This window comes from Sulfitobacter sp. UBA4523 (assembly GCF_002388305.1).
Taxonomy (GTDB): domain Bacteria; phylum Pseudomonadota; class Alphaproteobacteria; order Rhodobacterales; family Rhodobacteraceae; genus Sulfitobacter; species Sulfitobacter pontiacus.
Genome location: NZ_DGMH01000010.1, coordinates 1 through 14,323 on the forward strand (window position 1 = coordinate 1; position 14,323 = coordinate 14,323).

11 protein-coding genes are annotated in these 14,323 nt (G+C 60.6%); 3 read left to right on the top strand and 8 right to left on the bottom strand.

All coding sequences use genetic code 11. From position 1 onward, the window contains the following. Positions 1-326 precede the first annotated feature (326 nt). The 8 genes from B3849_RS01970 to B3849_RS02005 form a co-directional block, all read right to left on the bottom strand. Positions 327-692, bottom strand: coding sequence for a response regulator (locus B3849_RS01970; RefSeq protein ID WP_005848967.1), 366 nt, complete (start codon positions 690-692; stop codon positions 327-329). A gap of 9 nt (positions 693-701) precedes the next feature. Continuing rightward, a complete protein-coding gene (locus tag B3849_RS01975) occupies positions 702-2,354 on the bottom strand; it encodes a PAS domain-containing sensor histidine kinase (protein ID WP_278425772.1) in 1,653 nt (550 codons plus the stop codon). A 135-nt stretch (positions 2,355-2,489) separates the two neighbouring features. Further along, positions 2,490-5,606: a CHASE domain-containing protein gene (locus B3849_RS01980; protein ID WP_286779745.1), complete on the bottom strand. Its 3,117-nt coding sequence runs from the start codon at positions 5,604-5,606 to the stop codon at positions 2,490-2,492. A gap of 267 nt (positions 5,607-5,873) precedes the next feature. Further along, a complete protein-coding gene (locus B3849_RS01985; RefSeq protein WP_278425771.1) occupies positions 5,874-7,136 on the bottom strand; it encodes a glycerate kinase type-2 family protein in 1,263 nt (420 codons plus the stop codon). A gap of 58 nt (positions 7,137-7,194) precedes the next feature. After that, positions 7,195-8,172: an NAD(P)H-dependent flavin oxidoreductase gene (locus B3849_RS01990; protein WP_005848974.1), complete on the bottom strand. Its 978-nt coding sequence runs from the start codon at positions 8,170-8,172 to the stop codon at positions 7,195-7,197. Positions 8,173-8,273: 101 nt separating this feature from the next. After that, entirely contained in the window at positions 8,274-9,434 is a 1,161-nt protein-coding gene (locus B3849_RS01995) for an acetyl-CoA C-acetyltransferase (protein WP_278425769.1), read from the bottom strand. A gap of 24 nt (positions 9,435-9,458) precedes the next feature. Next, complete coding sequence (locus B3849_RS02000) at positions 9,459-10,220, bottom strand: SDR family NAD(P)-dependent oxidoreductase (RefSeq protein WP_037941991.1); 762 nt, start codon at positions 10,218-10,220, stop codon at positions 9,459-9,461. Between the two features lie 123 nt (positions 10,221-10,343). Continuing rightward, positions 10,344-11,024 (bottom strand): DnaA N-terminal domain-containing protein, encoded by a 681-nt coding sequence (locus tag B3849_RS02005; protein WP_005848978.1) that lies wholly within the window; start codon positions 11,022-11,024, stop codon positions 10,344-10,346. A gap of 504 nt (positions 11,025-11,528) precedes the next feature. On the opposite strand from B3849_RS02005, the gene B3849_RS02010 reads away from it, so the two are divergent. From B3849_RS02010 to B3849_RS02020, 3 genes are all read left to right on the top strand, one after another. Further along, positions 11,529-12,827, top strand: a complete 1,299-nt coding sequence (locus tag B3849_RS02010) for an AAA family ATPase (RefSeq protein ID WP_278425768.1) — start codon at positions 11,529-11,531, stop codon at positions 12,825-12,827. After that, complete coding sequence (locus B3849_RS02015) at positions 12,827-13,972, top strand: ParB/RepB/Spo0J family partition protein (protein ID WP_286779746.1); 1,146 nt, start codon at positions 12,827-12,829, stop codon at positions 13,970-13,972. The genes B3849_RS02010 and B3849_RS02015 overlap by 1 nt, the downstream gene beginning before the upstream one ends. 164 nt (positions 13,973-14,136) lie before the next feature. Then, positions 14,137-14,323, top strand: a 187-nt coding sequence (locus B3849_RS02020; protein ID WP_286779747.1) for a type II toxin-antitoxin system CcdA family antitoxin, incomplete at its 3' end; no start/stop codon positions are given.

Here is a 14,323-nt window from a genome sequence, read left to right on the forward strand (position 1 = left end):
GCGGCCTACGCCGGATGCTTACGGATCAAAGCCAACACGGCCCGTTGTCGGCATTCTTCGTGCAGTGTCTGGCGTAGGGATTGCGTCGAGAATATCCGTGATGCTTGCCGGAAAAATCGCGGCGCACGCGGGTGACTCTTAACCGGTATTCAGATGGCTTCACCGGCAGGGTTTAAGCCGTGACGTTATTTAACATAACGTCACTTCGGCACTTTAGATTTTCAAACATACGCCCCACCCGTATCAACCTCACAAACAACGAAACCCACAAAACAAAAAAACCGCAGCATTTCCGCCGCGGTTTTCCATCTAACGTCTGATCTTATTCAGGCGATGGCTGCCTTGATCTGGTCGGCGAGCGACATGGGATCAAAGGGTTTGCTGATCACCTCTGTCGCGCCGATGCCGCGCAGTTCTTCCAGCTCGTTCGGCTGGGCACGGGCGGTCATGAAGATCGCGGGCACATTTGCGAAATCCGGATTCTCGCGCAGTTTCTCAAGCGTTTGACGGCCGGTCATGCCGGGCATCATCATATCCAGCAAAAACACGTCGGGGATATAGTCCAGCGTCTTTTCAAGCGCCTGTTCGCCGCAATCGCATTGCTCAACCACGAAATCACCCGACAGTTCGAGTGACATTTTGGCGATTTCGCGAATATCGGCGTCGTCTTCTACGTGAAGCAATTTAATCATACGGGACTCTTATCCAACGTTCTCTAGTCTTTCAAAATCATTCTCTGGCCCAGAATGGCGCGTTTTGACAGGTAAAGTGAAGGTGAAAGTTGTTCCCAGCCCTTCTTTACTGACAAAATCGATCGTACCACCCAAACCTTCAACAATTGCTTTACAGATGCTCAGCCCCAAACCGGTACCGCCTTTGGTCGCCCGGTCGGAATTCGCCATATCTGCAAACCGCTGAAAGATCTTATGCTGGTCTTCGGGCGCAATGCCCATACCCTCATCGCGTACAGACACACATACGTTTTCGGGCGTTTTTTCGACGGAGATCTCCACCGTGCCGCCCGGCTTGGAAAACTTCGCAGCATTCGACATCAAGTTGGTTAAAACTTGAATGATACGGTTGGCGTCGGTCTCGATATAGGTGGGCGTATCCACCCCGTGGCATTTGATCTGCAAGCCGAACCGCTGATGGGCGGTCGCATTGGCGCGCAGGGATTCGGCCACCAGTTCTGACAGGTCGGCGGTTTCCAGTTCGAAATCCAGACGCCCGGAGGAGATCTTCTCCATGTCCAGGATGTCGTTGATGATCAGGACCAGACGATCGGCATTGCGATGCGCGATCTCCAGCAAGCCCTCGGCCTTGGGCGGCAGCTGGCCCGCGGCTTTCGACAACAGCAGCCCCATCGACCCTTTGATCGAGGTCAAGGGCGACCGAAGTTCGTGGCTGACCATAGAGATAAAATCCGCCTGCAGCCGCTCTTGTTCAAGCCGTTCGGTGATATCGTGCAGCATGATCAGCAGACGCCCGTCGACTGTCCCCTTGTTGAGCCACTTGATCGACCCTTCAAAGTTCGTGCCCGATATCGTCGCGTTGAACGTCATATAGGTGTCGCCGATATCCATCATCCGCAGACAGGCGTCGAGCACATCCTCGCAGCCGCGCTCGGCCGCCATATCGCGCACCGTTTGCCCGTTCTTGGGCCGCGTCGACCAGCCGAACCGTGCCTTGGCGGCAAGGTTCATATAGCGCAACTCAAGGTTGTCTTCGGACACGATCCAGATGTCGTCGCGCAGCTCGTGCAAGGTCATCGCCGTGTCGCGCCGCGCGATCAGCTTGGTGGTAGAGGTGATGTCCGTCCGCGCCGAGATCGACCCGATCCAGCGGCCATTCGCATCCAGCAACGGGGTCACTGTCGTCTGTGTCACGCAGGTGGACCCGTCGCGATTGCGCAGCGTCGTTTCACCCTGCCAGCTTTTGCCCTGCCGCAGCAGATCGCGGATTTCAGTGGCGGTGGTTCTATTGTCCTTGGAATACAGCATCGCGACCGGTTTGCCGATCAGCTCTTGGCGGGTATAGCCGGTTGCCTCTAGCAACAGATCGTTCACCTCGACCAGCAGGTTATCGGTGTCGACCACGTTTACCATTGTGTGCATCTTCAGCACGCGCAGCTGTTGGGCGACGCTGTCATCAACCGTCGCACGCGCCGGCGTGGCCCGCACATTCGCGGCGATCAGCGGCACCAGACTGGCAATGGCGATGGCCCCGATAACCGGAACGGTTTGCGCCGGTGTGCCCGACAGCAGCGCCGAGGTCGCGGCGTACCACCCCCCAGCCAAGGCCGACCCGGCGACGAAACCGGTGGCAATATGGCGCTTCTTTCCGTTCCAAGACATATCGCGTCCTTACTTACAAAAAGAAGGCACCATCCCTAGCCAAGCACCCTCTCCATCCCTTGCGCCATCATAGACAAAAGTATCTAGACATTTTTAAGGCGATTTTTAGCAACTTTAGACACAACCATAAGGAGATCAACTCGCTCTTTGTGTCGGACCTACAATACTTTCGATAATGTGGTTCAGATCGGTCTGTGACTTCACCAGATGGGTGCCCACCCGACTATCCCTCGCGCGCGCCGCGTCAGAGGTCAGCCCGACCACCCGCGCCGTTGGCTGAAGCTCGGCGATATCGTCCAGGACGGCAGCGGCATCGCCATCTGGCACGGTCCAGTCAAGGATGATCACATCCAGCAGCCCCGCGCTCAACGCATCGTGGACCTCGTTCAGCCGCGTGACGTTTTGCACATCGGCAAAGGGTCTCAACCCTTCGCGCAGCACCTCTGCAAACTCTTCGTCATCCTCAAGGTGCAACACCCTAAGGTTGTCCTTCGTGCCGTCGATCACTTCGAACGTGCGGGCATCGGGCAGCACGTCATACCCTTCGGCATCGGTGGCCAGCGGGCAGGTGAACCAGAAAATCGTGGTCCCGCTCGGCTTGCTTTCAAAGCCGATGTTGCCGCCCTGACGCCAGACGATCTGTCGCGTGATATTCAGCCCAAGGCCCGTCCCGCCCTTGGCCCGCGTGTCCGATCCATCGGCCTGAGAGAACGCCTGAAAAATCCGGTTCTTGAAATTCTCGGGCACACCGGGGCCGAAGTTCTGAACGTAAACAATCGCCATGTCGCCAATCGTCTCGGCCTTGATCGTGACGTCGGTGCCTTCGGTCGAGTACTTGCACGCATTCGACATCAGGTTCGCCAGCACCTGCATCATCCGTGACCAATCGGCGGTTACATTGATGTCGGTGTCGGGCAGATCCATCACCAGTTTGGTGTTATGGGTGACGGCAAAGGGCATCATCTCTTGCACGGCCGAAGAGATGACCTCGTTCAGGCTCATCGGGCTGAGGTCAAAGTCGATCTTGCCCGACGATATCTTTTCGAGGTCGAGAATATCGTTCACGATGGTGGTTAGACGGTCGGCGTTGTTGCGCGCGATCTCGATCAGGCGCAGCGCCGAGGCAGGCATGGTGTCACGCGCCGACATCTCGATCAGGCCAAGCGCCCCCTTGATAGAGGTCAGCGGCGTGCGCAATTCATGGCTGACCGTGGACACGAATTCATTCTTGATCTCGTCGATCTTCTTCTGGTCCGTGATGTCATTGACCTGCGCGATAAACACATAAGCCCCTTCGTTCTTGTCGAAAGTCCAGGTGATGTTGAACAGCCCCCACCGCTGGCCGCCGTCCTTGTGCAGGATCGGATGTTCGCCGCGGTAAACCTCGTTCGACCCGCTTTGGGTGAACTTGGTCACGATATCACGCATCAGCTTCACATCTTCCTCGGGGATGATCTGCGCAAGGTTGAACTGGTCGGTCATTGCCTTTTGCGAATATCCCGTCAGCTCGCACATCGCGTTGTTCACGCTGGTGAACTGCCCGTTGCTGTTCAGGGTCGCCATGCCTACGGGGGCCGCATTCAGCACGGTGCGGAATCGCTTCTCGCTTGCCTCAAGCGCGTTGCGGGCGTGACGCAGCGCGGTGATGTCGCTTTGCGTCCCGACCATCCGTATCGCCGACCCGTCGTCGGCGCGGTCCACGACCACGGCATCCGACCGCATCCAGCGCCAGCTTTCGCCGAACTGCATCCGGTATTCGGTCCGCGACCGTTCTGCCTTGCCGGTGATACAATCCTGATCCGCCTCGATCAGACGGGGCAGATCGTCGGGGTGGATACGGCTCAGGAACTCTTCCTGCGTATCCTCGACCTCCGGACCGACATCCATGATCTTGCGCCACGTCGGCGAGACCACCGATGTGCCCGACATCAGGTCGATCTCGAACACGCCAATCTCTGACCCCGCGAGGGCATGGTCATAGCGCTCCTTGATCCCGGCCAGTTCCCCGACGGCCCCGACCTCGACCGACACATCCCGCACAATGGCGGTGATGCGTTTGACGCCATTCAGCGTCTCCCATTCGTTATAATGTAGATCAAGGTGCAGCGTGGATCCGTCGTGTTTGGTGCCCGTGGCGTTATAGCCTGCCTCTGCGGGCAGCCACCCCGCCTCTGTCACGAATTTGGTCAGGGGCAACCCGCCCATCCCGTCTTCATGCTTGTCGAAAATCTCGAGCGCGGCGTGGTTGGCAAACAGGATCTCGCGGCGTTCATCCAGAATGAAGATGCCCACGACACTGTTCTCGATGATCGACCGGTTTTCCTCTTCGCGGGCGCTGATCTGCTGTTCGCGCAGCGCGGCCACCTCGGCCAGAGAATCCCCGCGTTGGCGAATAGCGCGCAGCACCACGATCAGCATCGCGGTCAGGGCAATCCCTGCGATCAGCGCAAGCAGCGGCGTGCCACCGGGGAACAACGCCTCGAACAAGGGGGTGCTTTCATATTGGACGGTCCAGGTCCGTCCGAAGAATTCGGTGGTATAGACCTCACTATACTTACCCGCCGCATGTTCGTGATCCTGGCTGGCATAGATCAGAGCCTCGGGGTCGGTCGTGTCGCCGTCATAGACGTGGAAATCATACACATTGTTCTGGTTCGGCGTCAGATCCTGCAACAGATTGCGGCCGATGAACGGCGCATAGACCCAGCCGCGAAACGTCCCCTCGCGCGGGCCGGAGGCATAGAACAGCGGGCGCAGCAGCAAGAATCCCGGTTGCTTCATCGCGTCCTGCACCAGCAGGATGCGCGGAGTCAGCTGCGGGGTGTTGGTTTCGCGTGCCCGATCCGCCGCCTCGCGCCGCCCTTTTTCAAAGCTGATGTCCAGCCCGACGGCTTCCTTGTTGGGCAGCACCGGCGCGATATATTTGATCACATATTTCTGGTCATGGTTCGTTTCTGGCCTGATCTCGAACCCCGGCGTCCCATTGGCACGCATATCGGCGACGAAAGCATCTTCGTCCACCTTGGCCACGGGTTCGACAAACCCGATCCCGTTGATGCCGGGCAGGTAGTTTTCTAAATCCAGGCTTTCGACAAAGATCTCGAAATCGTCGTATTCGATATTCTCCGCCGATTGCATCATCCCTGCGGCGCCGTTCAGACTTTGCAGATAGATGTTCATCCGACGATCCAGCGCCTGAAGCCCGTCCTCGGTGATGCGGGCGAATTCGGCCTTGGCTGCGGCGCGGTTCATTCGCGCCCCTTCAGCGTAGATCCCGAAGGTCACGAGAAGGCAGACAACGACCAAAATCAAATCTAAGCGCTTGAACAAAACTATACTCTCACATTTCTCAAAACTGAAAAGCGCCTAATCGATGAAAGCCACCCGCTGATCATGTTACCGGCATCCCTCACTTATAAGTAGCACCGGTTTCCCTGCCAACGTTAATTATTACTTGCGCATAGGATTAAGACAGAAACCTCAACAGAATCTGAAGACGCCCCAACTCAGGGTTGCCGATCAGACGGGATGCACAATCATAGCACGGAAGTCGTTGACGTTCGTCAGCGTCGGTCCCGTCACCACCTGACCGCCCATCCGACCAAAGAAACCGTGGGCGTCATTTACCGCTAACGCCGATTCTGCGTCGGCGCGCGCGGCCCCGCCCCGTGCCAAAGTGTCGGGTCCGATGATCGCCCCCGCGACCTCTGCCGCGCCGTCGACGCCGTCGGTATCGCAGGCCAACCCCCAGATACCCCCCGCCCCGTTCAGGGCCAGCATCAGTGCCAAGGCATATTCCGCATTCGGTCCACCAACGCCATCCCCGCGCCGCGTGACCGTCAGCTCCCCCCCCGACAGGACAACAATCGGCGCATCGCCGGGATGTAGACGCGCCTGTTCTTGCAGGGCCAAGGCGGCATGGGCGCGGGCGACCTCGCGGGCCTCGCCCTCTAGGTCATTGCCCAGACGAATCACACGAAACCCCTCTGCCTCGGCCAAAGCCTGTGCCGCATCCAGCGATTGCTTGGGGGCCGCATAAATCCGGTTCATCACACGCGACAGCCGCGCATCATCCGGCGGCACGACCTGCGACCCCGCAGCCAGCGCCCGCGTGACCGAGGCCGGAACCGCCACGCCCCACTGCGTCAAAATCGCCTGCGCATCGCGCGAGGTGGAGGCATCGCCCACCGTGGGGCCCGACCCGATCATCGCCATATCATCCCCCGGCACGTCCGAGATCATCAACGTGTGCATCGCCGCCGGATAGGCCGCCGCCGCCAACTGCCCGCCCTTGACCTGCGACAGATGCTTGCGCACCACATTCATCTGCGTGATCGGCGCGCCAGAGGCCAGCAACCCCGCGTTCACCGCCTGTTTCTCGGCCAGCGTAATCTCCCCCAAGGGCGCGGTCAGCAGCGCCGACGCCCCGCCCGAGATCAACGCCAACACAAAGTCCCCCTCGCCCAAGCCCTGCACCAATTGTAGCATCCGCGCGGTTGCGGCCTGTCCGGCGGCATCGGGCACGGGGTGCGCGGCCTCGACAATCTCGATCCCCTGACAGGGGCGGGCGTATCCGTAGCGGGTGATCACCAAACCGTCGCAGGGGCCCCAGGCCGCCTCGACCGCCTCGGCCATGCGCGCGCTGGCCTTGCCCGCACCGATCACCACCACACGGCCCGCCGGTTTCGGCGGCAGATGCGCGGCCAGCGATTGCATCGGATCGGCCACGGCGACCGCGCGGTCGAACAAGCGTCGTAAAGTCGTCTCCGGCGCGGTGTGCATGGCGATCCCTATCCCGTCATCAAAAAAGCCGCCCCCGAAGGGACGGCCTGTTTTACAATCACGCGGTCTGATCGAACAGCCTTTTGCGTGCCGCGGCGTATTCTGTCGCCATCCGCTCGACCACCTCGGCGGCGGGGCGCACATCCTTGACCGCGCCGATGCCCTGACCGGCCCCCCAAATCTCTTTCCAGCTTTTGGGCTTTTCGCGATCGGCACCGAAGTTCATGTTCGACGGGTCGGACCGTTCAAGGTTGTTCGGATCCATGCCCTGCGCCTCGATCGAGGCTTTCAGATAGTTGCCCCAAACGCCGGTGAACAAGTCGGAATACACGATATCCGAAGCCCCCGAATCCGCGATCATCTGCTTGTAGCGTGCATCGGCATTCGCCTCTTGCGTGGCGATAAACGCCGACCCGGCATAGCCGCCATCCGCACCCATGGCCTGCGCCGCAAGAATACTGTCGCCCTTGGCAATCGCCCCCGACAGGAACAGCGGCCCGTTGAACCATTCGCGGATTTCCTGGATCAGCGCCAGCGGCGACAAGGCACCGGCGTGCCCCCCTGCCCCTGCGGCCACGGCGATCAGACCATCGGCCCCTTTTTCAATCGCCTTATGGGCAAAGCGGTTGTTGATGATGTCGTGCAAGACAACACCGCCCGCGCCATGCGCCGCATCGTTCAGCCATTCCTGCGCCCCAAGCGACGTGATCCACAGCGGCACCTCGTGCTTGACGCAAATCTCTACGTCCCGTTCAAGCCGCGCATTGGATTTATGCACGATCTGGTTCACCGCATAGGGGGCGGCAGGATTGTCGGGGTTCGCTTGGTTGTGACGGTCCAGCTCTTCCTTGATGCGTGTCAACCAGCGGTCCAGCTCAATCGGCTCCCCCTCCGCTTCACGTGCGTTCAGCGCTGGAAAGCTGCCCACGATACCGGCCTTGCACTGTGCAATCACCAGATCAGGGTTCGAGATAATGAACAGCGGGCTGCCAATCAGCGGGATACGCAAATTGTCGAAAAGGGCGGGTAGCGTCATCTTGTTCCTCCGGGACGTATTATTTTCCTGCAACTTGTCAGGATGTGCGCGCTTTGGAAATGACGAACGTTGCGTCCGTCACCCCCTTCATGTGATCGGGGCTACAGTGCCTCGATGATGGTGACATTGGCGATGCCGCCGCCTTCGCACATGGTTTGCAACCCGTATCTTTGGCCGCGCGCATGCAGGCTGTGCACCAGCGTCGTCATCAGCCGCGCACCAGAGGCCCCCAAAGGATGTCCAAGCGCAATCGCGCCGCCGTTCACATTCAACTTGGCCGGATCGGCCCCGGTGTGCTTCGCCCAGGCCATCGGGATCGGCGCAAAGGCTTCGTTGACCTCGAACAGATCGATGTCGTCGATCTTCATACCGGCCCGCTCCAGCGCGCGGTCGGTGGCGGGCAGCGGTTCCTCCAGCATGATCACCGGATCGCCCGCGGTCACCGTCAGGTTCACGATCCGCGCCTTCGGGGTCAGCTTGTATTTCTTGAGCGCGGCTTCGGACACGACCAACACGCCCGCCGCCCCATCGCAAATCTGCGACGCATTCGCGGCAGAGATCATGCCATCCGGATCAAGCAGTTTAACAGAGGAAATCCCGTCAAGCGTCGCATCATCGCGGATGCCTTCGTCGCGGGTGTGCATCCCGCCCTCGATGGCCAGCGGAATGATCTCTGCGTCAAAGGCCCCACCATCCCGCGCAGCGGTGGCGCGGCGGTGGCTTTCCAGCGCATAGGCGTCCAGTTCCGCGCGGGTGAACCCGTGCTTTTGCGCGACCATTTCCGCGCCGATGAACTGGCTGAAATTCTTGGTGCCGTAGCGCGCCTCGATCCGGTCGCTGAACGGGCCCTCGCCCAACCCCGCCTTGGCATAAAGTGACACATTCGACCCCATCGGCACCCGTGTCATGCTTTCGACACCCATGGCGACAACCACATCCTGCGTGCCCGACATCACCGCCTGTGCCGCGAATTGCACCGCCTGTTGCGAGCTGCCGCATTGCCGGTCGATGGTCACCGCAGGCACCGATTGCGGCAGGTTCGACGCCAGCACACAGTTGCGCCCGAAGGCAAAGGATTGCTCTCCGCCCTGGCTGACGCAACCGACGATCACGTCGTCAATCACCGCGCCGTCGATCCCGGACCGCGCCACCAGCGCATTCAACACTTCGGCCCCCAGATTGGCAGGGTGCCAGTCGCGCAGCGCGCCGCCACGGCGCCCCCCTGCGGTGCGGGCTGTCTCTACGATATAGGCATGTGCCATGACGCTTTCCCCTCTATTCAGTCTCTATTTCGGTGCCATGCGGATCGCGCCATCAAGGCGGATCGTTTCACCGTTCAGCATCGGGTTGTCGATAATCGCCCCGACCATCTTGGCGTATTCCGACGGATCGCCCAAACGGCTGGGGAAGGGCACCTGCGCGCCAAGCGAATCCTGCGCCTCCTGCGGCAGCCCTTCCAGCAGCGGTGTGAGGAACAGCCCCGGTGCAATCGTCATCACCCGGATACCATAGCGCGCCAGCTCGCGGGCGACGGGCAAGGTCATGCCCACGATCCCGCCCTTCGATGCCGCATAGGCCGCCTGCCCGATCTGGCCATCAAACGCCGCGACCGACGCCGTGTTGATGATCACGCCGCGTTCTTCGCCCACGGGCTCTGCCTTGTGCAAGGCGGCGGCGAATTTCGACAAGACGTTGAACGACCCCAGCAGGTTCACATTCACGACATTGGTAAAGCTTGCCAAGGGCAGCGCCGCGCCGTCACGATCCACGACTTTGGCGGGCGGGCCGATGCCCGCGCAGTTTACCAGAATACGCGCCTTGCCGTGCAGCCCTTCGGCCTCTGCGATCGCGGCCTCTACAGCGCTTTCGTCGGTGACATCAACGCGCAGGAACTTGCCCCCGATGGCGGTGGCTTTTTCCTCGCCCAGTTCAGCGTTCATATCAAAGATGGTGACCTTGGCCCCGGCCTGCGCCAGAAACGCTGCCGTGGCCCCGCCCAACCCCGAAGCGCCACCGGTGACGATGGCGGCCTGTCCGTTCAATTGCATGGTATCCTCCCCTTCCCTGCTGACGCAGGGGCAACAGTTTAATTGCGGGGAATGTCGCCTGCGGTTTCGCGGATTACAATGGCAAAGCGTGGGACCAGCGTCCCCCCGTTCAGCCGATCCGGTTCAGGCCGTGATCACGACCTCGGACACGTCACTATCTACGGCCTGCAATGCAGCCAGCACGCGGGGGATCAGATGGGTCTGCACATAGGCCCCGTGAAAACGGCTGGGGGCCTGAAGCGTGACACGCCCCCCTGCCCGATCCTGCCGCGTGAGATTATGCAGCCAACTGCCATAGACACCGGCATCTTCGGCATGAAGCACAGCCTGCGCCAACGCCCATTCGCTGCCCCCTTCGACAGGCGGCGTCGGGGCGGTGCCACGCACGGGCAAAGGCACCACCCGCGTCGGTTCCGGCGCGCCCTGCATGCGCAGATCAAAGTCCGGGCCGACCTGCGGCCATTGCGGGCGCGTCTTTTCAAGGATCGCATCAAGGTCGAGCCCGTATTCCGTCACCCGTCCGCGTGCGCCCTGACGTTTTACCACCAGCCAGCCACAGCCGCGCAGTTTCGCCATCTCGCGTTTGACGGTGCGTTCATCAACGGACCAAAGCTGCGCGATCTCGCGCTGACCCACGGCCAGTTCATTGCGCGCCCAGTTGTAGCGCGCCGTTACAAGTGTAATGAAGCGCAGCACCAGACGGTGATCATGTTTCCCGCCGGCAAGGGCATAGGCCCCCAAGGCGGTGATGATATCATACTTGCGCGCGGCGGCGTCACGCCCCACGGGTTTCGGTGAAAGCATAGCTGCTCCGATCTGGCACGGTGTGAATGTGCAGCCTCAGTTCGATCTCTTGATGGATCCTCGGGGCGTAGACAACGTCTTTTCCGCCTCTTCCCTGATTTGCGTCCGGAAACCCGATTCTGTCAAGGATTGGTTTTGCACCGACCCTCTTTCTTCCCCATTCAAATTTGAAAGTTGAGGTATCATTGGTATAGGGGGTCATACAGAGCGTCCCCTATTACAGCGTTTTTGTCCCCCAATATGTCGCGGGGCCGATCCTGCTGTCCCCCTATATTTCCGCCCCGGGGCTATAGAGCCGCGCCTATCGCCCGAATCGCGCCGAGACCCTGTGGTATAAGGGATAGTGAAAACCTGTTTATAGAATAAATGTCTTTCCATGAGATGCAAATTCAGCGTAAATCCAAATTGAGTAGTAATTAGCGTTCTCTTTCGGGTTTTCCGGTGCCGCCACAGCGTGCGGGGCGACGGTTCCCCGCGGGGAACGGGTAGGGAAAAGGACAGCTTATGTTTACCTATGCGGACCTGGCAAAGCTTCAGGCGCAATCGCTCAAGATGCAGGGGCACATCCGGCATCAGACCTATTCGCCCGAGATGGAAAAGACCCTGCGCCGGTTCTCAAGCTGGGAAGTGGCGGAGCTGATCTTTAAGACCAACCCGTCGACCCTGCGCGGCAGGCTGGCCGCTGATCCGTCCCTGCCCGAGGGGCAAGTGGAAGAGGAAGGCCGCCAGCGCTGGTATGCGCTGGACGAGATCAACGAGTTGCGGCGCAAGCTGAAGATCAAGAACCGGTCGCTGATGCCGCCGCGCCCTGCGGGCAAGCGGGCGGTGCGTGCCGCGATTGCGAACTTCAAGGGCGGCGCGGGCAAGTCCACCGTCGCGCTGCATTTCGCCCATGCGGCCGCGCTTGACGGCTACCGCGTGCTGGCCGTGGATTTCGATCCGCAGGCCACGCTCAGCCATTCGATGGGGCTGTCGGATGTCTCGGAAGAGGTCACCGTCTGGGGCATCATGGCCCGCGACCTGATCCGCGAGACAGAGCGGATGAACGCGGTGCAAGGCGGCGCGGAAAGCGGGGCCACCCTGCCCCAACGCAAACTGCCTGCCTCTGTCACCGGCATGGGGCTTAGCGAATTGCGCGCCACCGATTTCATCAAGCCGACCAGCTGGCCCACGATCGACCTGATCCCCAGCTGTGCCAATGCCGCCTTCGTTGAATTTGCCAGCGCGCAGTACCGGCACCTGAACCCCGAATGGTCGTTCTTTGCCGCCGTGTCCCGTTATCTTGATACGATCCCGCCGGACGCCTATGACCTGATCATCTTCGACTGCCCGCCCGCCATTGGCTACCAGTCGATGAACGCGGTCTTTGCGGCGGATGTTTTGTATATTCCGTCCGGCCCCGGCTATTGGGAGTATGACAGCACCACCAGCTTCATCGGCCAGCTGTCTGAAGCGCTTGAGGATCTGGGCCGCTTCCGCGGGCGGCTGCCGTCGGGCACCGATCCGGTCAAGGCCTTTGCTGACATCAAGTTTCTATTGACCCGTTTCGAGCCGAATAACGATCTGCACCGTGCGATGCAGTCAGCATTTAATCAGGTCTTTAAGCCACATGTAGCAGAGCACCCGATTGAAATGACCCGCGCGGTTGAACAGTCAGGCCGGTTCCTGTCATCGATCTACGAGATGGATTACCGCCAGATGACCCGCGAGACCTGGCGCCGCGCGCGGGCCTCCTTTGATCGGGCCTATGATGAATTCCGTGCCACGCTTGTCGATGCGTGGGATAAACTGGAGGATGAATAATGGTTAAGAAACGCTCTGTTTTCGATATCAACTTCGATCTGGATGAAGAGGAAGACGCGGGGTTCCCCGCGGGGAACGCACCTGCCGAACCGCCCGTTGTGAAGGAGTACAACATTCAGGGCCACCCGTTGCAGAACTCTGATCCTGTGCCCACCCCCCCTGCCCCGTCGCGACGCGGCCCGATGGCAAGCGCGATCTCGGAAACGCTTGAAGCCACCTCAGAGCGCGCCAGCGCAGAGGCCGCCATTCGCGCGGAAAACGACGCGCTGGCGCATGAGCATGTGCGGCTGAAACGGCTGGGGTTGATCACCGATCTGATCCAGACCTCGGATGTGCATACCGACAAGCTGACCCGCGACCGGTCGGCCAATGTCGACCCCGAACTGGCAGAGCTGAAACAGTCGATCCAGTCGGTCGGCCTCTCCAACCCCATTCGGGTGGAGCAGACGGATAACGGGTATGAGCTTATTCAAGGTTTCCGCCGGCTCACCGCTTTCCGCGAACTTGCGGCCGAAACCGGCGACCCGCGCTATTCCCGCATCCCCGCCGCGCTGGTTCCCCGCGGGGAACCCCTTGCGGATCTGTACCGCAAGATGGTGGACGAGAACCTTGTGCGCAAAGATCTGTCCTTTGGCGAGATGGCGCGGCTGGCCCTGTCCTATGCGCAGGATTCGGGCGTCGAGGTGAGCGACGCGGTTGGCACGCTCTATGCCTCTGCGTTGAAACAGAAGAAGACCTATATCCGGCAGTTCGCCCGTGTGCTTGCCGATCTGGACGGCGCGCTGCGCTACCCCGAGGCGATCCCGCGGGCGCTTGGGCTCGATGTTTATCGGTTCCTTGATGCGCAGGCGGGCAATGCGATGACGCTGAAAAAGGCGCTGATCAAGCAGCCTGAACGGGATGCCGATGCCGAACTTGCAATTCTGCGGGCAGGGATCACGGCAAAGAAAGCCGCGCCAAAACCTGCGGGGCGAAGCTCTGCCAAGACATCCTTGCGGCTGGGGTTGCCACAGGGGGAGATGCGGGTGATCGCGTCGGACGGGAAGGTAGAGATGCGCTTGCCGCGCGATTTCTCGGCTGTCAGCAAGGCGCGATTGCAGCGCGGGATCGAGGCGTTCCTTGCAGCGCTGGATCAGAAAGACTGAAACTCGAACGGGGCAGGGCGGATCGCCTTGCCCCTTCTTCTTTGCGATGGGCCGGGCCTAATGCGCGCGATAGGCCCACATATACGCACCAACCCGCGCCGCCTTGCCCGACTCTTCATCCTCACCTATACTCCTGCCCTATACGCATAATGCGAGAGGGTGCCATGGGCCGTGTCAAAGTAAATCTTACGTTGGATGCCAGCGTCGCCGAGACGGCGCGCGCGCTTGGGCTGAACATGTCGCGGTTGGCCGAGGCCGCGATTTCGGACGCCGCCAAGGCAGAACGCAACCGCCGCTGGCGGATCGAGAACCAGCAGGCGCTGGATGCCTATGCGCAAGAGGTAGAGGCCG

Coding starts and splice junctions, on each gene's coding strand:
- B3849_RS01975 (WP_278425772.1), bottom strand. CDS start 2,354: ATGTCTTGGAACGGAAAGAAGCGCCATATTGCCACCGGTTTCGTCGCC.
- B3849_RS02010 (WP_278425768.1), top strand. CDS start 11,529: ATGTTTACCTATGCGGACCTGGCAAAGCTTCAGGCGCAATCGCTCAAG.
- B3849_RS01985 (WP_278425771.1), bottom strand. CDS start 7,136: ATGCACACCGCGCCGGAGACGACTTTACGACGCTTGTTCGACCGCGCG.
- B3849_RS02005 (WP_005848978.1), bottom strand. CDS start 11,024: ATGCTTTCACCGAAACCCGTGGGGCGTGACGCCGCCGCGCGCAAGTAT.
- B3849_RS01995 (WP_278425769.1), bottom strand. CDS start 9,434: ATGGCACATGCCTATATCGTAGAGACAGCCCGCACCGCAGGGGGGCGC.
- B3849_RS01970 (WP_005848967.1), bottom strand. CDS start 692: ATGATTAAATTGCTTCACGTAGAAGACGACGCCGATATTCGCGAAATC.
- B3849_RS02015 (WP_286779746.1), top strand. CDS start 12,827: ATGGTTAAGAAACGCTCTGTTTTCGATATCAACTTCGATCTGGATGAA.
- B3849_RS01990 (WP_005848974.1), bottom strand. CDS start 8,172: ATGACGCTACCCGCCCTTTTCGACAATTTGCGTATCCCGCTGATTGGC.
- B3849_RS01980 (WP_286779745.1), bottom strand. CDS start 5,606: ATGAACCGCGCCGCAGCCAAGGCCGAATTCGCCCGCATCACCGAGGAC.
- B3849_RS02000 (WP_037941991.1), bottom strand. CDS start 10,220: ATGCAATTGAACGGACAGGCCGCCATCGTCACCGGTGGCGCTTCGGGG.